Consider the following 20,418-nt stretch of genomic DNA (forward strand, 5'->3'; position numbering starts at 1 on the left):
TCATGAAGAAAATGTCCGGTGTGCTGGTGACCGGAGCCCTCGCCGCCGCCCTGGCCGGCTGCTCGTCCGGCGGCGACGCGGGAGCGGGAGACGGCTCGTACACCATCGGTGTCGCCAACTTCACCCTCAGCGGGCCCTACTTCAACGGTATGGACCGGGCCATCAAGGCCCAGGCGGAGAAGAAGAACGTCGAGATCGTCAGCACCGACGCCGGCGGTGACGCGGCCAAACTCGCCTCCAACGTGGAGGACCTGCTGAGCAAGGACGTGGACGCGGTGATCGTCTCGGGCGGCCCGCTGGAATCGGCGCCCGCCGTTCTCAACTCCATCAAGGCGGCCGGCAAACCCGCCGTGCTGGTCGACCGCAAGTTCCGGACCGGTACGTACAGCAGCTGGATCGGCCCCGACAACGAGGCGATCGGCAAGCAGAATGGGGAGTTCCTGGCGGGCCGGCTGCCCGACGGCGGCACGGTCGCCCTGGTCAAGGGCGGTCCCGCCGACAACAGCATCGGCCAGGCCCGTACGGACGGGGTGAAGGCGGCCCTGGAGGGCGCCCCCGGTATCGAACTGGTCGAGGCGCCCGACTTCGGAAACTGGAGTTCCGACGGCGGACTGAATGTGATGGAGAGCCTGCTCGCCTCACACTCCGACATCGACGCCGTGTTCTGCGAGAACGACGCCATGTGTCTGGGCGCGCAGCGCGCGATCAAGGACGCGGGCCGCGACGGCGAGATCGTGCTGGCGGGCGTCGACGGTCAGGCGGAAGCGCTCAAGGCCATTCTCGACGGCACCAACTACCTGGTCACGGGCCTCAATGACGCCGATGTGATCGGCAGTCTCGGCCTGGACAGGACCGTGGACATTCTCGACGGCAAGAAGACCGAGAAGGACACGGTCGTTCCCTCACCACGTGTCACCAAGGAGAACGCGGAGAAATACTTCGACCCGAAGGGCAACTTCTGATGAGCCGCACTCCCCTGAGCCCTGCCCCCGCACCACATACCCCCACGAGCCACGCCCCCGCCCGTTCACGGCCGCGGCGCAAGCACCACTACGCGCTGACGGGCCTCGTCTGCGGCGCGCTCCTCCTGCCGCTCTCGCTCGACACCGCGTCCGCGGCGCCGGAGCCGCAGGGCAAGAACACCAAGGTGGCCTGGCGGCTGCTGCACTCCGAGAACTTCTCGAAGAGGCTCGACCCCGGCGGTGCCCCGTGGACGCGGGAGACCTACGCCGAGCCCTTCGACACGATCATGGACGACAACGGCCAGTGGTACGCCAATGACTACGGCCCCGCCTGGAACACCGCGTTCAACTCCTTCGACACCTACCGCAAGGAGTTCCCGGTGGGCGACGGAGGCTGGCTGACCGCCTCGCTCTCCGCCCGCGACTGGAACAAGGACGGTCAGATCGAGAAGGCGCCGTCCATCACCAACGGCAGGGCGGGCGGCAAGACCGTCGCCCAGCTCAAGGTCCCCGATCACACCGGTGGCGCCATCTTCCGCCCCACCGAGCAGCTTCCCGACCAGTACCGCGTCGAATACCGCCTGAAGACCATCGACTTCGGCGGGAAGCGGAACGGCACGATCGACTACGACAACCGGACCAACGGATACAGCAAGGACGGCTGCAAGACCCAGCACCCCTGGGGCGAGGGCTCCAACAGCCCCGGCTGGGAGGGCGACGCGTCGGCGCCGTACTGCGAGTGGCAGGACGTCCGCGAGGGCAACTACGGCTACAACGGCTTCCACTATCTGTCGATCGTCGACTTCGCGGATCCCGCGCCACGGAACAACCACTTCTGGCACTACCGCCGCAAGGTGCTGATGGACTCCTTCTCCCAGCATCCCGACCGGGTCGGCAGTGGCACCGGCGGCCGGGTCTGCAACTCCAGCACCAACACGTACTACAACTACCGGGACAGCAGCTTCAACACCGTCAACATGTGGATCAGCGGGCTTCCGAACTGGACCCCGGGCAAGGGCGGTCTCGCGGGCAACTCCCAGTGGTTCATGTCCAGTTGCTCGGGCGGCGCGGCGGAGCAGCAGCTCACCTCGGCGGCGGAGCTCCAGCCCGAGCTGATGCCCAACCAGGACTACGTCTTCGCCATCGAGCGTGATGCCACCGGCTACACCCTGGAGGCCAGCGGCAACTTCGCCCGGGTCGGCCAGAAGACACTGCGCTTCCACCGGAACTTCATCGTCGACAACCAGCCGATCTGGCACTACAACGTCAAGCCGGGCGAGTACGACGGCCGCTTCAACAACGCGCTCGTCCAGAACGACAACAACGGCAGCGCGCGGTGGCCCGACCAGTGGCCGGCCGGCTCCGCGTACCCGGACTCCTTCGTCATCGGGGATCTGTACACCAATGTGTACGAGGGGAGCGCGAGCCTGACGGACATCAAGCTGTACGTGCCCCAGACGGCCAGGAACGAGAAGTAGCGGGAGAAGCCGCGAAAATAAGTGGCCGACCGCCACGCATACGTTGCCCGACCGGGGGCAGGGGCACTGTTGAGCCGAGCTCGCGGCCTACCCCCCCCCGGCCGCACGGGCTCCCCGGCCCCACCGGCGCACCCCCTCGTCGGTGGGGCCGCTTTCTCGCCGGTGGGGCCGCTTTCCGCGCGCCGGGCGCTCAGCCCATCACGCTGAAGCTGCTGTCGCGGTTGACGGTACGCAGCCGGCTGTAGTGCGACAGGTCCACCCGGTGACCGGTGTGGGGAAGGTCCACCTGGACCGGGTCGGTGTCATGGTCCCGGCCGTCCTCGCAGGCGGCGACGATCGCCGCGATGTACCGGCCCACCACGGGAGCGTTCTTGAACTGGTTGCCGCTGGTGCCGATCGCCACGTAGTAGCCGGGCAGATCGGTCTTGTCGTAGATCGGGATCCAGTCGTCGGAGACGTCGTACACCCCGGCGGTGCCACGGGGCGTGCCCGGGACGGTCAGGGTGGGCAGACGGCGGGCCGCGCGGAGGAGCTGGGCGTCGTAGACCGCCTTGCTGGGGTGGACGCTGTAGGCGTCGGGGTCGTCCAGCCACTGGAGGACATCGCACTCCGGCTCGGTCCCGCCGACGATGATGCCGCCGCTGGGGGTGCCCCGGAAGTAGGTGCCCAGATCCAGATCGGCCACCAGCGGGCCCGCTCCGTCCCGGCCGTAGCCCTCGGGGGCGCGCACCTCGTGCACCTCTTGGCGCAGGGGGCGGGTACGGACGCGGAAACCGTCCTCCACACCGGCCAGTCCGTTGACGGCGCCCGAGTGGGGTCCTGCGACGTTCACCACGACCGGCGCCGCCAGGACCGTACCGTCGGCCAGGCCGATGCCCGTCACACGGTCGGTGCGGTCGACGCGGACGACGGGGGAGCGGAACCGGAAGCGGGCGCCGTGGCGTTCGGCGGCGGCCATCAGATCGCGGGCGGCGAGCTGAGGGTCGTCGATGAAGCCGCTGTCCGGTGTCCAGTAGCCGGTGAGCGTGCCGGTGGGCTCGTCCCAGAAGGCGTCGTCGGTGACCGCCTTGGGCGGGTAGTGGCGTCCGGTGTCCAGCAGCGGCATCCGCTCGCGCAGCAGGGCCTCGTCCCACACCTCGTACGGCACCCCGACACGGTCGAAGAGGGCGAGGACCTTCCGCCGGTCCTGGCCGGGGGCGTCCAGGGAGAGTCCGCCCGTCCTGATGAAACGGGCCGAACCCGTTCCGGCGTCGGCGCCGAGGTGCTGGGCCCAGTTCTGCCAGATCCGCGCGGACTCCCAGGCGCCGGCCACACCGGCGAAGGTCGAGTAGTTGAAGCGCACGACCGCCGAGGAGGCGCTGGTGGATCCGCTGCCCGCCGAGGCGTTGCGGTCGACCACGCAGACGCGCCGCCCGTCCTGGGCCAGCGCGTAGGCCACGGAACAGCCCAGGACGCCGGCGCCTATTACCACGGCGTCGTAGCTCTCGTAGCTCTCGTCGTTCTCGTGGCTCTTGTGGGTCTTGCCGTTCTCGCGGGTCATCAGGGCCCTCCCGGTTCGCGAAGCCGCAACAGTCACAGCTTAGGAACGGGCCCGGACCGGGGGGGCCTCCTGTACGCACCCCGCACGCGTACGGGTGCCCTGCACGCGGGATCGCGCGCGGGGCACCCGGGAAATCGGTCGTTCGGATGAGGATCACCGGACACCGGACACCGGACACCGGACGAGGGTCACCGGATCCGGGTCCGCGGATCACCGGATCAGGCGACGACCTTGCCCTCGTGCAGCTTGCGGATGTCGTTCGCGTCGTAGCCGAGGTCCGCGAGAACCTCGTCCGTGTGCTCGCCGAGCAGCGGCGCACCCTTGATGTCGGGCTTGAAGCCGGAGAACTTGACCGGGCTGCCCACGGTCAGATACGTGCCGCGCTCCTTCTGCTCGACCTCGACGATCGTGCCGCTCTTGCGCATGTCCGGGTCCTCGGCGAGCTCCTTCATGCTGAGCACGGGGGCGCAGGGCACCTCCCACTCACGCAGGATGTCGACCGCCTCGTACTTGGTCTTGTCGGCCAGCCACTTCTCGATCTCGCCGAAGATCTCCATGATGCGCGGCTGGCGGGCTCGGGCGGTCGTGTAGTCCGGGTCCTCGACCCACTCGGGGTGGCCGATGGCCTCGGCGGTGCGCTTCCAGTTCTGCTCCTGGATCGTGAAGTAGATATAGGCGTTGGGGTCGGTCTCCCAGCCCTTGCACTTCAGGATCCAGCCGGGCTGGCCACCGCCGCCGGCGTTGCCGCCGCGGGGCACCGCGTCGCCGAACTCGCCGTGCGGGTACTGGGGGTACTCCTCCAGGTAGCCGATCTTCGCCAGGCGCTGCTGGTCACGGAGCTTGACGCGGGTCAGGTTGAGTACGGCGTCCTGCATGGACACCGACACCTTCTGGCCCAGACCGGTCGCGTTGCGCTGGATGATCGCGGTCAGCAGGCCGATCAGCAGGTGCATGCCGGTGTTGCTGTCACCGAGGGCCGAGCCGCTGATGGTCGGCGGGCCGTCCCAGAAGCCCGTGGTGGACGCGGCTCCGCCGGCGGCCTGGGCGACGTTCTCATAGACCTTGAGGTCGTTCCACGACGACTCGTCGTTGAAGCCCTTGACCGAGCCGAAGATCAGGCGCGGGTTCAGCTCGTGGATGTGCTCCCAGCTGAGACCCATACGGTCCATGGCGCCCGGCGCGAAGTTCTCGACCAGGATGTCCGACTCGCGGATCAGCTTCTCCATGACCTCCTTGCCCTCGGGGGTCTTGGTGTTGATGGCCAGCGAGCGCTTGTTGCTGTTCAGCATGGTGAAGTAGAGCGCGTCGAGGTCGGGGATGTCCCGGAGCTGGTTGCGGGTCACGTCGCCGCCCTGGGGGCGCTCGACCTTGATGACGTCGGCGCCGAACCAGGCGAGCATCTGGGTGCACGCGGGACCGGCCTGGACCCCGGTGAAGTCGATCACCTTGATTCCGGCGAGCGGCTTTTCACTCATGATGGCTTCCTTCTCGTGAATGATCTCGTGCGAGGGTGGAGTGTGCGGTGTGCGGAGTACGCGAGGGGTTCGGGGGCGCGTGACGCCTACTTCTTCGCCGGCGTGATGTTGCCGACGGTGATGCCCTTCGGGTTGAGGTGCGCGATATGACCGCTTTCGGTGCCGGCCGAGGGGTCGATCGCGCAGTCGATGAGCGCCGGGCCGCCCGAGGCCAGTGCCTCGGTGAGCGCGGCGGTGACCTCGGCGGGCGTGGTCGCGCGGTACCCCTTGCCGCCGAACGCCTCGATCATCACGTCGTGGCGTGCCTGGAGCATCAGGGTCGTCGGCGACGGGTCACCGGTCTCCGCCGGGTTGATGTCGTCGCCGCGGTAGACACCGCCGTTGTTCATGATGACGGTGACGACCGGCAGCTTGTAGCGGCAGACCGTCTCCAGCTCCATACCGCTGAACCCGAAGGCGCTGTCGCCCTCAACGGCCACGACCGGCTGGCCGGTCTCCACGGCGGCGGCGATCGCGTACCCCATGCCGATGCCCATGACACCCCACGTACCGCTGTCGAGGCGGTGGCGCGGCACCTGCATGTCGATCACATTGCGCGCGATGTCGAGCGCGTTGGCACCCTCGTTGACGATGTACGTCTCGGGACGCTCGTGCACCACGTCACGTACGGCCTTGAGGGCGCCCATGAACTGCATCGGATGCGGGTCGGCCTTGAGACGCTCCGCCATTTTGGCGACATTCTGCGCCGAGCGCGCCGCCAGCTCCTCCCGCCAGGCGGCGGGGGCCGATATCTGGCCGGGCTTGGTCCGCTCGGCGAGCACTTCGAGCACCGACTCGATGTCCCCGACGAGCGGCGCGGCGATGGGCTGGTTGCTGTCCAGCTCCTTGGGCTCGATGTCCACCTGGATGAACTTGGCGTCCGGGTTCCACTGCGGTGCCTCGCCGTGGTTGAGCAGCCAGTTCAGCCGGGCGCCGAGGAGCACCACGACATCGGCCTTGCGCAGCGCCAGCGAACGGGCGGTGGCGGCCGACTGCGGGTGGCTGTCGGGCAGCAGGCCCTTCGCCATCGACATCGGTACGTACGGGATCCCCGTGGACTCGATGAACTCGCGGATCCGCTCGTCGGCCTGCGCGTACGCGGCGCCCTTGCCGAGCACCACCAGCGGGCGCTGAGCGCCCGCCAGGATCTCGATCGCGCGGTCCACCGCCTCGGGGGCGGGGAGCTGGCGCGGCGCGGGGTCGACAAGACGGCTCAGCGTCTTGGCGCCCTCCTCCGCGTCCATGATGGAGCCGAGCACCGCGGCCGGGATGTCGAGATACACACCGCCGGGCCGGCCCGAGATCGCGGTGCGCAGCGCGCGGGCGATACCCCGGCCGATGTCCTCGACCCGGCTCACCCGGTACGCGGCCTTGACGAACGGCTGCGCGGCGGCGAGCTGGTCCATCTCCTCGTAGTCGCCCTGCTTGAGGTCGACGAGATGACGCTCGCTGGAGCCGGAGATCTGCACCATCGGGAAACAGTTCGTGGTGGCGTTCGCCAGCGCGACGAGTCCGTTGAGGAAGCCCGGCGCGGACACCGTCAGCGCGACGCCCGGCCGTTTCGTGAGGTAACCGGCCGCCGCCGCCGCGTGACCGGCGTTGCTCTCATGGCGGAAACCGATGTAGCGGATGCCCTGGGCCTGCGCGAGGCGGGCCAGGTCGGTGATCGGGATGCCGACCACCCCGTAGATGGTGTCGACGTCGTTAAGCTTGAGTGCGTCGACCACCAGGTGGTACCCGTCGGTGAGCTCGGCCTCGGCCGGAACGTCGGCGGTCGACGCGGTCTCCAGTGCGGAAGGGGCGGTCATGGCTCCGAGGTCCTCCTTGGGCAGTCATGCCTGTGCGGCTTCTCGTCCCACCTTGTTCGGCGTGCGAGTCCGCGTCCAAGACCTATCGACGACTAGCCGATAAACAACATTTATTGATGCTGGTCGCGGAGGCCCGGGATGAGCGGCAACTCCCTTGATAGATGTTCGCTATCGACTGTTCACCAGCGCGTATTGGACGCACACTTCGCGCCAGCGCAGTCTCACAGTGACGGTTTCCTCAGATTCCTCAGATCCGGTATGAGTTCCAGAGCGAGGAGTGGTGGTCATGGCCGTTCCCACTACGGCGTCCGTGTGCGACACGAACCGGTACCGGCCCCCGGCGGTCACGGGCCTCGCCGACCTTCTGCACAGACAGACGCGTGACTGTCCCGGCGCCAGGGCGCTCGTCGTCACCGTCGCCGGCAACCGGGTGGACCTGTCCTACGGCACCCTCGCCGCCCTGGCCGACGAGATGGCCGCGCGTCTCGGCGCCGCGGGGCTGGGGCGCGGCGACGCGGTGGGGCTCGTCTGCGCCAACACCGCCGAGTTCGTCGTGACGCTCCTGGGCGCGGCGCGGGCCGGTCTTGTGGTCGCCCCGGTCGATCCCGCGCTGTCGGGGCCGGAGATGTCCGCCCGGCTCGACGCGCTGGGGGCGCGGGCGATCCTCGCCGGTCCGCTCGCGACCGGCGCCGAACCCGTCGCGCGGGTCGATGTCGCCCCGTCGTGGACGGTACGCGTGGATGTCTCCCGCGCCGGGACGGCGACGGCCGCGCTCGAAACGGACGGGGCGGGGGGAGGAGCGCGGGGTGTACGGGACGTGCGGGACGTACGGGGCGCGGGAGACGGGCCGACCGGCGACGACGCCCTGGTGCTGTTCACCTCGGGAACCACCGACCGGGCCAAGATGGTCCCGCTGACACACGCCAATGTGGCCGCCTCGGTGCGGGGCATCTGCGCCACCTACGAGCTGGGACCCGGCGACGCGACGGTCGCGGTGATGCCGTTCTTCCACGGCCACGGACTGTTCGCGGCCCTGCTGGCCTCCCTGGCCAGCGGGGGATGTGTGCTGCTGCCCGAGCGGGGGCGGTTCTCGGCGCACACGTTCTGGGACGACGTACGGGCCGCGGGCGCCACCTGGTTCACCGCGGTCCCGACCATCCACGAGATCCTCCTGGACCGGTCGGCGGCGGAGTACCCGGGCCCGGAGATCGCGCCGCTGAGATTCGTACGCAGTTGCAGCGCCCCGCTCAACGCGGCCACGCAGCGGGCGCTGGAGCGTACGCTCGGGGCGCCGCTGCTCTCCGCGTACGGGATGACCGAGACCACGCACCAGACGACCAGCGAGCCGCTGCCGGAGCGGGGACCTCTCAAGCAGGGATCCGTCGGCCGTACGACCGGAGTGGGCCTCCGTGTCGTCGACCGGAACGGGCGTACGTGCCCGGTCGGCACCCAGGGCGAGGTGTGGGTGCAGGGTCCCACCGTCACCCGCGGCTATCTCGGTGACCGGGAGGAGACGGCGGAGAGCTTCACCGACGGCTGGTTCCGCACGGGGGATCTGGGCTCACTGGACGAGGACGGGTATCTGTTCCTCACCGGGCACATCAAGAACCTCATCAACCGCGGCGGCGAGAAGATCTCGCCCGAGCATGTCGAGGACGTGCTCGCCGGATATCCCGGTGTGGCGGAGGCGGCCGTGTTCCCCATCCCGGACGCGCACTACGGGCAGCGGACCGGCGCCGTCGTGGTCGTACGCGAGGGCGAGATGCTCGGGTCCGGGCAGATCCTCCAGTACTGCCGCGACCGGCTGTCGGCCACCGAGGTGCCCGACCGGCTTCAGATCGTCGGGGCGCTGCCCCACACGGCGAAGGGCGGACTGGACCGGCGGGCGGTGGAGAACCTCTACGCGCAAGCGAAATGACACCGCGGGCAGCCGACCGGCTGCCGGGGGCGCGGGGCCTTCGGCCGCGGTTGCCGCCGGTCCCGGTCGGACCGCCGGTCCCGGTCGGACCGGGCGGTCGGGCCGACCGGGCGGTTCCGCGGCCACCGGTACGGGTCTTTCGCCGTGGGGCCGTGGCCAGGGGCGGGCAGGCCCCCGGCTGACGGTCAGGGGCCGGGAGTTCGGCCGCGAGTGTGCCGCCGGTCCGGTCCGCCCGGCCGGGCGGTTCCCCGGTACCGGTACCGGTCTTCGCCGTGGGTGCGGGGCGGCAGGACCGGCCCTGATCCCCCGGTGTCCGGCTCTATCTGACGCGGTGCTCGGCCGGGAGCGGCTGGTCGAAGAACTCGTCCAGTGACAGACCCGTCGCCGCGTTCACGAACGCACGGGCGGCGATCGATCCCGGTGTCGCCGCGTGGATCGCGACCGAGACCTGCGCCCTGGCGTCCGGGGCGACCAGGCGGACGGCCCTCGGTCTGCCGATCACCGGCATGGCACGCAGCCATGTGTGCGGCACGATGCTCGCCCAGTCGCCGACGCCCACATGCGCGTAGAGGGAAGCGACCGAGTCCGTCTCCACCTGCGGGGTCACCACGACCCCGCTGTCCGCGAACACGTTGTCGATGAGCTGGCGGATACGCATGTCGGGCGTCAGCAGCGCGAGCGGCAGCTGGGCCGCGTCGGCCCAGGTCATGGTGTTGGTCTGGGGCATCAGCTGGTCGCCCGACGCCAGCAGCACATATCTCTCCTGGTACAGCGGCACCACTTGTAGGCTCTCGCGGTCCTCGGGGGCGAAGTGCGCGATCGCCGCGTCCAGCTCGAACTCCCGTAGCTGGCGGTGGAGTTCCCTCGCGGACAGCCGGGAGCGGACCTGGACCTTGGCCAGCGGGTGCGCCCCGCAGAACGCGGCGACCGGGAGCGCCAGGGTCGTCGAGGCCGTGGGCTCCGTGCCCAGGCGCAGCGTCCCGGTGATGCCCGACTGCACGGCGGCCACCTCGGCCTTGAACGCGTCCTGCTCGGCGAGGATCCGCTTGGCCCACACGACGAGCCGTTCGCCCTCCGGGGTGAGGCCCTCGTAGTTGTGTCCCCGGTTGATCAGCGTGACGTTCAGCTCGCGTTCGAGCTTGGCGATCGCCGCCGAGAGCGCGGGCTGTGACACGTAGCAGGACTCGGCCGCCCGCGCGAAGTGTCTCTCCCTGGCCACCGCCACGAAGTACTCCAACTGACGGAACAGCATCAGCGACTCCTCCCTGCCTCCTCGGCACCCGGCACCGCGCCGAAACCGGACCACGGGCTTCCGTCGCTCCGGTGACACTGCGAATCATCCCACTCATCAGCGGTTCGGCGGTTCAACGGCCGGTCGGCGACCATCGCGGGGGGCCGAGTGAACGTGGGGCCCCGCCGGAGTGGATCAGGCGGGGCCGCACGGTTCTCCCGCCAATCCGTGTACGTGCAAAACCGCAGCCCATCCGGGCTATCATCCGCTCTACACACCCGATTGCGCACCGCCGCGCAGGCCGTGGATCTCCGGCACCGGGGGGCTTCCCCCGGCCTGGGCGCCCGTGCCGCGTGGCCATGTCGCCCTGTCCGAGGGGAGCGTCCCCGATAGCACTTCGCATCTGGCTCAGCAGCGCGGGGGTCGCCGCCACCGAGGTGGCCCGGATGTTGCGTGAGAACCCCGACGCCACCGATGTCCTTGTCTACGGCACCAACGTCAGCCGGCACGCTCCCGCGCTCGCTGCCTGCGACGTGAGCGAAGTCGAACCCCACCGGGTGAGCAACGCGGCCTACGTCGAGTTCGCCCTCGACTTCTGCCGCCGGCACTCCATCGACGTACTGATACCGCCCCGGCGTCTGGACGCACTCGCGCCCTACGCCGACGCCTTCGCCGCGGTCGGCACCAAGCTCATGTGCTCACCGGCCGCCGCGGTCGACACACTGACCAGCAAGAGTCTGACCTACGAGGCCGCCCAGGCGATCGGCGTGCCCGTACCGCCCTGGTGGATCGTCTCCGACGGCGAGCAACTCCGCGCGGCGGCACGGCAGATAACCGAGGCGGGCAGCACCGCCTGTATCAAACCCGCCGGGGAGTTCTCGGCGTTCGGCTTCCGTATCCTCGACGACGAACCCCTGCGCATGAAGGATCTGCTGGCACCGGCGCGGCCCGTCGCGTCCGTCGGCGCCGTGGCCGACGCCCTCGACCGGGCGGCGGACCAGGGCGAGAAGGTCCCCGAGTTCATCGTGATGCCGTACCTGGACGATCCGGAGGTGAGCATCGACTGCCTCTCGGCCCCGGGCGGCGCCATGGTCACCTGTGTCGCCCGGTCCAAGGACGGGCGCTACCGCCATCTGCTCGACGCCCCCGCCCTGACCGCCATCGCCCAGCGCCTGGTGAGTCATTTCCAGCTCGCCTATCTCTCCAATGTGCAACTGCGCCACTGGCACGGCCGGCCGATCCTGCTGGAGGCCAATCCACGGGCCTCCGCCGGGATCTTCCAGACCGCCTTCGCCGGAGTGAACCTCCCGTGGGCCGCGGTACGTCTGCTTCTGACGGGCGATCCCGGCCGGCTGGAACCGCCGCGACTGGGCGGCCGTATCGCGGTCACCGAGACCGTCATGGCCATCACCCCGCCCCGGCCCGTCACCCCGCACCAGCCCGTCATCCCGCCCGAGCTCATGACCCTGCCCGAGCCCGTCACCCAGTCCGAGCCTCTCGGCTCACCCGTGCCCGCCGGAGCGAGCGCCGCCGGCGCGGCGCCACTCGGCTGAGTTCCCGACCCGACGTCCGGACGTGAGAACGACGGTGGGGGGCCTCGCCCTCCACCGCCCTCAACCGCTCTCCGCCACGGACCGAACCGATCACCGCTCTCCTCCGGCGCGGCCGACGGTGACTGTGACCTGGGGTCACAGGATGAACGCCTGCCTGGTTGAGGCCGTGCGTCCCGAGCAGCATGGCGGGGCCGGACGGTCCCTGTCGCCACCGGAGCCGCGCGTGGCTTTCCCGTACGGCCCCCGCCGGCCGCCGGGACTCCCCACAGACGCCCGAAAGGCAGTGATCCCCTTGAGCGGTCCCCCGGACGCGCACGGCCCCGACACCGCATCCGAGAGCTTCGACCGACTGCGGTACGCCGGGGTCTTCGCCCTGCTCTTCCTCTTCGGCACGGAGACCTTCCTGGTCTCTCCCCTTCTGCCGACCATCGCGGACGACATCGACGTCAGCGAGGCCGCCGCGGCCTCCAGCGTCACCGCGTACGTCCTCGTGTACGCGATCTGCGCGCCGTTCCTCGGTCTGCTCAGCGACCGCTTCGGACGGCGGCGGACCCTGGTGGCCGGTGCCGCGCTCTTCCTCGTGTCCAACGCCATCGCCGCGCTCTCCACCGGGCTGGCGCTGCTGGTCGTCTCCCGCGCCGTCGCCGGTCTCGCCGCCGCCGCCGCGGGGCCCGCGATCTGGGCCCATATCGCCGAGACCGCGCCCGACCGGGTACGCGGCCGGGCCCTCGGTCTCGGTATGGCGCTCTTCTCCTGCGGCCAGGTGATCGGCGTACCGCTCGGCGCGGTGCTCGCCGGATGGGCGGGCTGGCGCTCGGCGTTCCTCGCCATGGCCGTGGCCACCGCACTCGCGCTGCCGCTGCTGCTGCGCCAGCTCCCCGCGAGCGCCGGCCGCCCGGCCGAGGTCGGCGCGGTCAGGGCCGTGCTCGCCGGCTGGAGCGATCCGACGCTCCGCAAGGCGCTCACCGTCAACACGGTGTTCCACGCGGCCAATCTGGGCGCCTACACCTTCCTGGGCGCCCTGCTCGTCGACCGCTTCGACCTGTCCGTCTCGGAACTCGGACTCGTCGGCATCCTGGTCGGGGCGGGCAGTGTGGCCGGCTCCCTGCTCGGCGGCCGGCTGGGCGACCGGGCGCGCGCCGCAGGGGGCAACCAGGTGCCGCTGCTGCCCCTGTGGGGAGTCCTGATGGCGGCGGGCATCACCCTGTCGGCGTGGGGTCCCGGACTGGTGCTCGCGCTCGCCGGGGTGACCGTGTGGTTCGTGGCCAGCGGCGGCTTCGTCACCGACCAGCAGACGCTGGCGGGCACCGTCAACCCGGAGCTGCGCGCCACCTCCAGCGCCTGGCTGACCTCGACCATGTACGCGGGCACCGGTATCGGCGCCTGGGCCGTGGGTTCGTTCACCGAGGTCACCACGGGCACACTGGTCATCGGCACCGGTCTGGCGCTCCTCGCGGCGCTGGGCGCGCTCACGGTCGGCGCGGGCCTGCGCAAGTCCGTACGGCGGGACGAACCCGCCGGTCCGACCCCCGCACAGGATCAGCCGGCCTGACGCCCCGCTCCCGCGCCCGGATCGACGGACCGGAGGGGCCGCTCGGTGAGGGCCCCCATCCGGGCGCGGTCCGTGGCGGACGCCGGTGTGAAGAGAAGCACCAGCGCGCTGGGGTCGTCCACCGGGTGGAAGGACGAGAGCGACAGCTCGATCCCGCCGATCCCGGCCGGCTCCACGACGACCGTACGGGCCGTCAGCTCCGCCACCGAGTGGCATCCCCACCAGTGGCGGAGCTCCGGCGCGTCCTCGTCGAGACGCCGGTAGACCTCGTCGGTACGGGGGTCCTCCAGCGCGGGACCCGCCTGTGCGCGGAAGTGCTGGAAGACATTCATGGCCAGCGGCTCCCAGTCCCGCAGCACCGTCCGCAGCCGCCGGTCGGCCACCATCAGCCACATCAGATTGCGGCGGTCCGCGGGGACGGTCTCCGGGCTGCCCCACAGCGCTCCCCACGCGGCGTTCCAGCCCAGCAGATCGAAGTACCGGTCCAGCAGGACGGCCGGACTGGCCGTCCAGGAGTCCAGCACCGGCTGGACGGCGGCGGCCAGCTCACCGCTGCCGCCGTCCTCCTCGCCGGAGAGCGCGGGATCGTGATAACCCGCCAGCCGCATCGCGTGCCGCTGCCCCGCCGCGTCGAGCCGCAGCGCCCGGGTGACCGCCCCCAGCACCTGCCGGGAAGCGGTCACCCGGCCCTGTTCCAGCCAGGTGTACCAGGCCAGCCCCACCCCCGACAGCGAGGCCACCTCCTCCCTGCGCAGCCCGGGGGTGCGCCTGCGGGCGGTGGCCACCAGCCCGACATCGGCGGGCTTGAGCAGCTCTCGGTGGGCTCGGAGGAACGCGCCGAGTTTCGCGCTGGGGAGGGGAGTTGACATCGTGGCTCCTCGGCCGGACGGGACGGCGTGTCGGCGGGCCCGTCGAAGTGCCCGCCCGCTCAGCGTAGTCGGACGCTCACCGGCGCGGAGCGAGCCGCCAGAGCCGTACGGGCATCTCGCTGACCCGGCCCCGCTCGTGCTGGCGCCGCCAGGCGCTCTCACCGACCGCGGTGAAGAACGCGGCCCGCCGGGCCGGTTCGACGAGCCGGGCGTAGTAGTCGCCGAAGGTCGCCGCGTGGAAGTGCTCGTACTGGCTCTCGTTCTCGACCGTGACCACCGCGTCGCGCTCCAGATACGAGTCGACGTGGAAGAACCGCTCCAGCAGCGCGCCCAGATCGGCGCCCGTACGGGTCCTGGTCGCGATGGGCAGCACCCCTCCGCCGGAGAAGAGCGAGGGCACCGCGCCCCGTTCGGCGCCGAGGGCGACGAGCGCGTCCCGGACGATGTCGTCCTCGCCGCCCAGTCCGTGCGCGTCCCGGTCCGGATGGTAGGTGGTCAGCAGGAAGACCCCGTCCGGGGTGAGCCGCCGGCTGATCCAGTCGAGCGTGCGCTCCTCGTCGGGGTAGAGCCAGTGCAGCACCGACGTCATGGTCACCACGTCCGCGCGGTCGGGCAGTTCGGGCGGATCCGTCAGATCGGCCTGGTGCAGCCGGACCCGGTCGCCGTGGGCCCGCAGCCGTTCCGCGGCCTCGGCGATACGGTGCTCGGAACGCTCCAGGCCGACGGCCAGCCGCAGGGACGGATACCGCCCCAGTGCCTCGTGCAGCAACTGGCCGATGCCGCTGCCGAGATCGAGCAGCACCTCGGGCTCGCCGGTCACCCGGTCGAGCACCCAGTCGCGGTCATGGACCTGCCGCAGCGCGCTGGCGTGCGCGTAACCGGCGAGGGTACGGGCCTGGATCTCGGTGGCGGACGCGGTCACGGACTGACCTCCTGGGGAGCGGCGGGCGGGGCGGGTTCGTCGATGAGCCGTTCGAGCCGTTCCCGGACGGAGCTCTGGTCGTACCGCTTGTAGAGATTGATGCGGTTGCGTGCCAGATCGCCCCGGTGGACGTACTCGTACAGATGCTGGCGCTGTCCGAAGGCGTCGCCGGTCAGTTCCCAGGCGAGCCGGAACAGCCGGGACTTGCGGTCCGCGTCGATACCGCGTCCGCGCATGTACCGGTCGAGATGGGGGCGCAGCCGGGGGTGCGCGAGATCGTTCTCGGTGGGCTGCATCAGCAGTCCCGAGGCGCCGATCCCGCGCACGATGGCGATCGCGCTCTCGGCGACCTCCGCGGACCAGACCCGGCTGGCCGCGGTGTCGCCGGGGGCCAGCAGACCGCTGTCGGTGACGGTGGCCCTCGCCTCGGCGGCGTCGAGGAAGAGTTCGGTGAGTTCGGCGTACCCGGCCAGCCTGCCCAGGTCCTCCTGGATGTTGCGGAAGCCGTCCACACCGATGCTCTCGGCGACGAGGGTGGCCGTGGCCAGCAGGGTACGCAGCCGCTCCCGGTAGCGGACATGGCCGATATAGGCGCTCCAGGCGTTGATCCGGCCCAGTCCGCGCCGGGCCAGCTCACCGTCGCGCAGCAGGAACACCCGGTCCCAGGGCACGGTCACATCGTCGAAGAACAGCATGGCGTCCTGCTCGTCGAAGCGGGCGCCCAGCGGATGCGCGTGCCCCCAGGGGCTGCTGCCGAGCGGTTCGCGGCACAGGGTCACCAGACCGGGGGTGTTGAGCGGCAGGGCGAACCAGACCACGAACTGCTCACCGCGGCGCTGGGTGAAGGACGCCGACAGATAGACGAGCACCTCGTGGGCGAGGGGCGCGAGCGTGGTGAGCTGTTTGGCACCGCGCACGACGATGCCCCGGTCGTTCTCCTCCAGCACCCGCAGGGCGAGATCCGGGTCGTCGACCGGATCGGTCGAGCGGTCGATCTGCGGATCGCCGAGGGCGTGCGAGAGCACCAGATCGTTGGCCGCGCAATGGCGGTACCACGCCTCGGCGTTGGCGCCGAACCCCGGGCGCGCCTGCTCCAGCTGATGGCGGAAGTCGTGCACACCGACCGCGATGGACGCCATGAAGGCGGGCGAACGGCCGTGCTGCCCCAGGGACTCGGCGTGCCAGAACTCGGCGCTGCGCCGCTGTACGCGCAGCTCCTCCAGGGTGCGTGGCGGCTGGTAGCCACGGGCGAGCCGCGCTCCGGTCTCCGGGTCCTTCCAGGTCAGCAGCTCGTGATGGGCGGGATCGTGCTGGAGGTCCAGCAGCCGGGCGAGCTCGTCGACCGCCGGCCTGAAAGCGGGGTGCGCCGCCGGGTCGGTGACGCGCTTGCCGTCCAGATACAGTTCGCGGCCGTCGTTCAGCTCGGCCCGGTAGCGGTCGCCGGTGAGCAGACCCCTTCCCGGCGCCGAGGTGTCCAGTCGGGTCATGCGCGGGCTCCTGTCGACGTCATCGGTTGGTGGTGGAGGGTGCGGTACCGGCCGTCGTGGTACAGCAGCGGCTCGCCCTGACCGACGTCCGCCGCGACCACCCGGCCGACGAGAATGGCGTGGTCACCGCCCGGCAGGACACTGTGCAGCCGGCAGTCGAACCAGGCCAGGCTGTCCTCCAGGACGGGCGCCCCGGTGTCCTCGCGCATCGGGGCATGGGTGAAGAAACCGAGCGCGTGACCGGCTCCGGGGGCGGCGAACCGACGGGCGAGCGGCTCCTGCGCCGCGCCCAGTACGGACACGGCGTACCGGGCGCTGGCGCGTACCGCCGCGGCCAGCGGACTGCGGGCGTCGACCGCCACACTGATCAGCAGCGGCTCCAGGGAGAGCGTGCAGAGCGAGGAGACCGTCTTGGCGAAGACGTCCTCGCCCGAGCGCGCGGTGAGTACGGCGACCCCGGTGGTCCAGCGCCGTGAGGCGCCCCGGTACGCCTCCGCCTCGGCGCTCCGGGCGGGCCCGCGGGCGGGGCTCACCGCAGCCTCACCCGGTACGCGCGCAGCCACTCGTCGACCTGGACGAGATGGTCGAGTCCGCCGACCGGATTGGGGGCGGTGCGCGGGCTGGGCAGGGGGCGGCCCTCGGCGAGCGCGCGGCGTACGGTCTCCCGGTCGACCAGGTCGAAGACCGGCGCCTGGGAGTCGGCGAGCAGTTCGTGCGCGCGGGCGGTGAGCACCTCCGTGTAGCGCACGGCGGGCGTGGAGGGATAGCCGCTCTTGGGCCGGTCCGCGACCTGCGGGGGCAGCAGATCGCGTACGGCGTCCCGCAGCAGGCCCTTCGACCGGCCGCCGGGCGTCTTGACCGCCCAGGGCACGTTGGCCACGTAGTCCACCAGACGGTGGTCGCAGAACGGCACCCGGACCTCCAGACCGACGGACATGCTGACCCGGTCCACCCGCTCCAGGAGCGGCGGCAGCCAGCGGGTGAGCGCGAGATGGAAGATCTCGCGGATACGGCGGTCGGCGCCCTCCTCGCCCTCCAGCCGCGGTACGCCGTCCAGCGAGCGGCGGTACTGCTCCGCGGTGTACTCCTCGGGCCTGACCTCCGCGGCCACCTCGGGACGGAGCAGCGCGGCCGGGGTCGTACGGCCGTGCAGCCAGGGGAAGGTGTCCGCGGCGAGCGCCGCCGGATCGTGGAAGTAGGGGTAGCCGCCGAAGATCTCGTCGGCGGCCTCGCCGGACAGGGCCACCGTGGAACGTCTGCGTACCTCGCGGAAGAGGAGATGCAGCGACGCGTCCATCTCGCCCCAGCCGGGCCGGTCCCGGGCGCGCAGTACGGCGTCACGGGCCTCCAGCAGATCGTCGTCCGGGATGAGCACGGAGGTGTGGAGGGTGCCGATGTGCTCGGCGGCGGCCTGGACGAAGGGCGCGTCCGCGCTGGTGCGCCAGGCGTCCGGGGCGCGGTCGGCGCTGCCGGGGAAGTCCACCGAGAAGCTGGTCACCTTGGAGTGGCCCGCGCGTTCCCGGGCCGCCGCCGCGAGAGCGGTGACGGCGCTGGAGTCGACACCGCCGGAGAGCAGGGTGCAGAGCGGGACATCGCTGAGGAGCTGGCGTTCGACGGTGTCGGCGAGCAGCGCCCGTACGGTCTCCCGGGTGGTCGCGGGGTCGTCGGGGTGCGCGCGGGCGGTGGGCCGCCAGTAGAGGGCGGTACGGGTCGCGCCGCGCCGTACGGTGACGGTCTGGCCGGGGAGCACCTCGTACAGTCCCCGGAAGACGCCGTGGCCCGCGGTCGGCGCGGCGGGCAGGGCGAACAGTTCCGCGATGCCCTCGGCGTCGAGTTCGGCGTGGAAGAGCGGGTGGGCCAGTACGGCCTTGGGCTCGGAGCCGAAGAGCACCCCGGAGGCGTGCGGATGCCAGTACAGCGGCTTGACGCCCAAGTGGTCGCGGACCAGCAGGAGTTCCTGGCGGCGGTCGTCCCACAGCGCGTACGCGAAGATGCCGTTGAAGCGGCGGGGCGCGTCGGCTCCCCACTGGAGATGGGCCCGGAGGACGACCTCCGTGTCGGAGCGGGTACGGAACTCATGGCCGAGCGCGCGCAACTCCCGGCGCAGCTCGGGGTAGTTGTACAGCTCGCCGTTGTAGGTGAGCACGGTGCGCGGTCCGTCGCCCGCGGTGGTGCCCATGGGCTGGGCGCCGTCGTCGGGCGCGATGACGGCGAGCCTGCGATGGCCGAGGGCGGCGTGCCGGGAGAGCAGGACGCCGGAGTCGTCGGGACCGCGGCAGGCGAGCGTCCCGGTCATCGCCCGGAGCGTCGCCTCCTCGTTCCGGAGATCGGTTTCCCAGTCGATCCAGCCGGTGACTCCGCACATCATGGCTCCTGGAGTTCGTCGGTGGGGGAGGGCGCGGCAGCGGCGGCGGGAGGCGCGGTGGCCTCCCAGCGGCAGCCGTGTCCCGTGGGGCCGGTGCGCAACTGGTGCGCGGGCACATAGCCCTTGGCGCGGATATTGGCGCTCAGGGCCTCGGTGCAGTACGTGCAGGGGGAGGCCAGGGTGAGCCGCACCCCGTTGCGGCGGGCCTGTTCGCGGTAGTCCCAGATGGCGCAGTGGGTGATGGTGAGCGCGGCGTGCGCGGGGCTCGTCGGCACGGTGCCGGCGTCGGACTCATCGTCGGACTCGTCGTCGAACTCGTAGTCGGAACCGTAGAGTTCGGCCTGACGGGCGATCCGGTGGACGGGATCGCCGGCGCCCCGGCCGTGGTCGGGTTCCACCTGGCGGTGCACCCCGGCGTTGGCGCGCGCCCAGTCGGCGAGGATCGCCTCGCCGTAGCGGGCCACGAGGAAACGTTCCATCAGGGCTTGGCCCCGGAAGAAGACACGCTGCCATTCGGCGGCCGGGGCGGTGCGGGCGTCCGGCAGATCGGCGAAGAGTTCGGCCTGGAGGGCGAACCAGTCGGTGAGATGGATCTCGTCGCCGAGCGAGGCGAGCAGTCCGGTGAGACCGGCCTCGGCCTCGTGGAGCCGCTGCCGCCACAGGGCGGAGCGCTCCGCGTCGGGCATCGAGCGGTACGGATTGCGGGACTTCTCGGGTCGTACGGCGCCGGCGGCGCCCTCGGCGCCGGATGCGCCGGGGTCCGGCAGGACCGTCGTCCGGGCACGTGCGCTGTCGGCGGATTCCGTCTCGGGCGGCGTACCGGCACCGTGCGCGGCGGTGTCGCGCGAACCGGCGCGGGCGATGCCTCCTTCGGCCGCGTCGCTCATCGGGATCTCCTTGGCCAGGCGTGGGGTGAGGACCGGGCAGCTGCTGGTCCGCCCGTAACGCTAGGTACGGCGCCGGGGCGCCCAGAAGCCCCGAACGGAGTCGGTAACGGCGACGATCAGCCCGCGCGGCATGCTCCAAAGGTCGCCCGTGGCGGGAAAGTTGGATCCCTTCGAGGGGGCCGGTCGTGTGGGGTGCCGTGCGTGTCGTCGGGTCCTCGCCCCGGCGGGTGCGCGTTCGCGCTGTGGTACGGGTTCAGGTACGGGAAGAGGCCCGGGGCCTTTCGGCGCAGGGCCTCCCGCCTCTCCTCTGTGTACCGCTGGGTACGGGAGCG

Annotated in this window: 15 protein-coding genes; 5 read left to right on the plus strand and 10 right to left on the minus strand. The window is 71.1% G+C overall.

The features are described 5' to 3' along the window. Positions 1 to 2 precede the first annotated feature (2 nt). Positions 3 to 962 (plus strand): substrate-binding domain-containing protein, encoded by a 960-nt coding sequence (locus OG214_RS35390; RefSeq protein ID WP_365905924.1) that lies wholly within the window; start codon positions 3 to 5, stop codon positions 960 to 962. Continuing rightward, positions 962 to 2,440 carry a mucin-5B gene (locus OG214_RS35395; protein WP_405987071.1) on the plus strand — a complete coding sequence of 493 codons (1,479 nt, stop codon included), beginning with the start codon at positions 962 to 964 and terminating at the stop codon, positions 2,438 to 2,440. Before OG214_RS35390 ends, OG214_RS35395 begins: the two co-directional genes overlap by 1 nt. 190 nt (positions 2,441 to 2,630) lie before the next feature. Here the strand turns inward: OG214_RS35395 and OG214_RS35400 are convergent, their stop codons facing one another. From OG214_RS35400 to oxc, 3 genes are all read right to left on the minus strand, one after another. Further along, a complete protein-coding gene (locus OG214_RS35400) occupies positions 2,631 to 3,980 on the minus strand; it encodes an NAD(P)/FAD-dependent oxidoreductase (protein ID WP_405987072.1) in 1,350 nt (449 codons plus the stop codon). 218 nt (positions 3,981 to 4,198) lie between these two features. After that, on the minus strand, positions 4,199 to 5,455 hold the full coding sequence (gene frc / locus OG214_RS35405; RefSeq protein WP_363084945.1) for a formyl-CoA transferase: 1,257 nt from the start codon (positions 5,453 to 5,455) through the stop codon (positions 4,199 to 4,201). Between the two features lie 86 nt (positions 5,456 to 5,541). Then, positions 5,542 to 7,302: an oxalyl-CoA decarboxylase gene (gene oxc, locus OG214_RS35410; protein WP_363084946.1), complete on the minus strand. Its 1,761-nt coding sequence runs from the start codon at positions 7,300 to 7,302 to the stop codon at positions 5,542 to 5,544. 286 nt (positions 7,303 to 7,588) lie between these two features. Between oxc and OG214_RS35415 the strand changes: the two genes are divergently transcribed. Continuing rightward, the gene (locus OG214_RS35415; protein ID WP_363084947.1) at positions 7,589 to 9,220 is read left to right on the plus strand and encodes a FadD7 family fatty acid--CoA ligase; all 1,632 of its coding nucleotides are present in this window, start codon (positions 7,589 to 7,591) and stop codon (positions 9,218 to 9,220) included. 319 nt (positions 9,221 to 9,539) lie between these two features. Here the strand turns inward: OG214_RS35415 and OG214_RS35420 are convergent, their stop codons facing one another. After that, the gene (locus OG214_RS35420) at positions 9,540 to 10,472 is read right to left on the minus strand and encodes a LysR family transcriptional regulator (protein WP_066942956.1); all 933 of its coding nucleotides are present in this window, start codon (positions 10,470 to 10,472) and stop codon (positions 9,540 to 9,542) included. Between the two features lie 338 nt (positions 10,473 to 10,810). Here OG214_RS35420 and OG214_RS35425 point away from each other — a divergent pair, with 338 nt between their 5' ends. Together OG214_RS35425 and OG214_RS35430 are read left to right on the plus strand one after the other, a co-directional pair. Continuing rightward, the gene (locus OG214_RS35425; protein WP_405987073.1) at positions 10,811 to 12,004 is read left to right on the plus strand and encodes an ATP-grasp domain-containing protein; all 1,194 of its coding nucleotides are present in this window, start codon (positions 10,811 to 10,813) and stop codon (positions 12,002 to 12,004) included. A 292-nt stretch (positions 12,005 to 12,296) separates the two neighbouring features. Continuing rightward, positions 12,297 to 13,556 (plus strand): MFS transporter, encoded by a 1,260-nt coding sequence (locus OG214_RS35430; RefSeq protein WP_405987074.1) that lies wholly within the window; start codon positions 12,297 to 12,299, stop codon positions 13,554 to 13,556. On the opposite strand, the gene OG214_RS35435 is transcribed toward OG214_RS35430, so the two are convergent. The 6 genes from OG214_RS35435 to OG214_RS35460 all read right to left on the minus strand — a co-directional run bounded on the left by OG214_RS35435 (position 13,544) and on the right by OG214_RS35460 (position 20,086). After that, a complete protein-coding gene (locus tag OG214_RS35435) occupies positions 13,544 to 14,425 on the minus strand; it encodes a helix-turn-helix domain-containing protein (RefSeq protein ID WP_383031038.1) in 882 nt (293 codons plus the stop codon). The two genes, OG214_RS35430 and OG214_RS35435, sit on opposite strands and share 13 nt — an antisense overlap. Positions 14,426 to 14,501: 76 nt before the next feature. Then, entirely contained in the window at positions 14,502 to 15,347 is an 846-nt protein-coding gene (locus tag OG214_RS35440) for a class I SAM-dependent methyltransferase (protein WP_405987075.1), read from the minus strand. After that, a complete protein-coding gene (locus tag OG214_RS35445; RefSeq protein WP_405987076.1) occupies positions 15,344 to 16,834 on the minus strand; it encodes a 4-hydroxyphenylacetate 3-hydroxylase family protein in 1,491 nt (496 codons plus the stop codon). Before OG214_RS35445 ends, OG214_RS35440 begins: the two co-directional genes overlap by 4 nt. Further along, entirely contained in the window at positions 16,831 to 17,367 is a 537-nt protein-coding gene (locus tag OG214_RS35450; protein ID WP_363086244.1) for a flavin reductase family protein, read from the minus strand. The genes OG214_RS35445 and OG214_RS35450 overlap by 4 nt, the downstream gene beginning before the upstream one ends. Next, positions 17,364 to 19,202 (minus strand): asparagine synthase (glutamine-hydrolyzing), encoded by a 1,839-nt coding sequence (gene asnB, locus OG214_RS35455; RefSeq protein WP_405987077.1) that lies wholly within the window; start codon positions 19,200 to 19,202, stop codon positions 17,364 to 17,366. Before asnB ends, OG214_RS35450 begins: the two co-directional genes overlap by 4 nt. Further along, positions 19,199 to 20,086, minus strand: coding sequence for a hypothetical protein (locus tag OG214_RS35460; protein WP_405987078.1), 888 nt, complete (start codon positions 20,084 to 20,086; stop codon positions 19,199 to 19,201). Before OG214_RS35460 ends, asnB begins: the two co-directional genes overlap by 4 nt. Positions 20,087 to 20,418: the final 332 nt, after the last annotated feature.

This window comes from Streptomyces sp. NBC_00872 (genome assembly GCF_045161915.1).
Lineage (GTDB): Bacteria > Actinomycetota > Actinomycetes > Streptomycetales > Streptomycetaceae > Streptomyces.

Coding starts and splice junctions, on each gene's coding strand:
- OG214_RS35390 (WP_365905924.1), top strand. CDS start 3: ATGAAGAAAATGTCCGGTGTGCTGGTGACCGGAGCCCTCGCCGCCGCC.
- OG214_RS35395 (WP_405987071.1), top strand. CDS start 962: ATGAGCCGCACTCCCCTGAGCCCTGCCCCCGCACCACATACCCCCACG.
- OG214_RS35400 (WP_405987072.1), bottom strand. CDS start 3,980: ATGACCCGCGAGAACGGCAAGACCCACAAGAGCCACGAGAACGACGAG.
- frc (WP_363084945.1), bottom strand. CDS start 5,455: ATGAGTGAAAAGCCGCTCGCCGGAATCAAGGTGATCGACTTCACCGGG.
- oxc (WP_363084946.1), bottom strand. CDS start 7,302: ATGACCGCCCCTTCCGCACTGGAGACCGCGTCGACCGCCGACGTTCCG.
- OG214_RS35415 (WP_363084947.1), top strand. CDS start 7,589: ATGGCCGTTCCCACTACGGCGTCCGTGTGCGACACGAACCGGTACCGG.
- OG214_RS35420 (WP_066942956.1), bottom strand. CDS start 10,472: ATGCTGTTCCGTCAGTTGGAGTACTTCGTGGCGGTGGCCAGGGAGAGA.
- OG214_RS35425 (WP_405987073.1), top strand. CDS start 10,811: ATGTCGCCCTGTCCGAGGGGAGCGTCCCCGATAGCACTTCGCATCTGG.
- OG214_RS35435 (WP_383031038.1), bottom strand. CDS start 14,425: ATGTCAACTCCCCTCCCCAGCGCGAAACTCGGCGCGTTCCTCCGAGCC.
- OG214_RS35445 (WP_405987076.1), bottom strand. CDS start 16,834: ATGACCCGACTGGACACCTCGGCGCCGGGAAGGGGTCTGCTCACCGGC.
- asnB (WP_405987077.1), bottom strand. CDS start 19,202: ATGATGTGCGGAGTCACCGGCTGGATCGACTGGGAAACCGATCTCCGG.
- OG214_RS35460 (WP_405987078.1), bottom strand. CDS start 20,086: ATGAGCGACGCGGCCGAAGGAGGCATCGCCCGCGCCGGTTCGCGCGAC.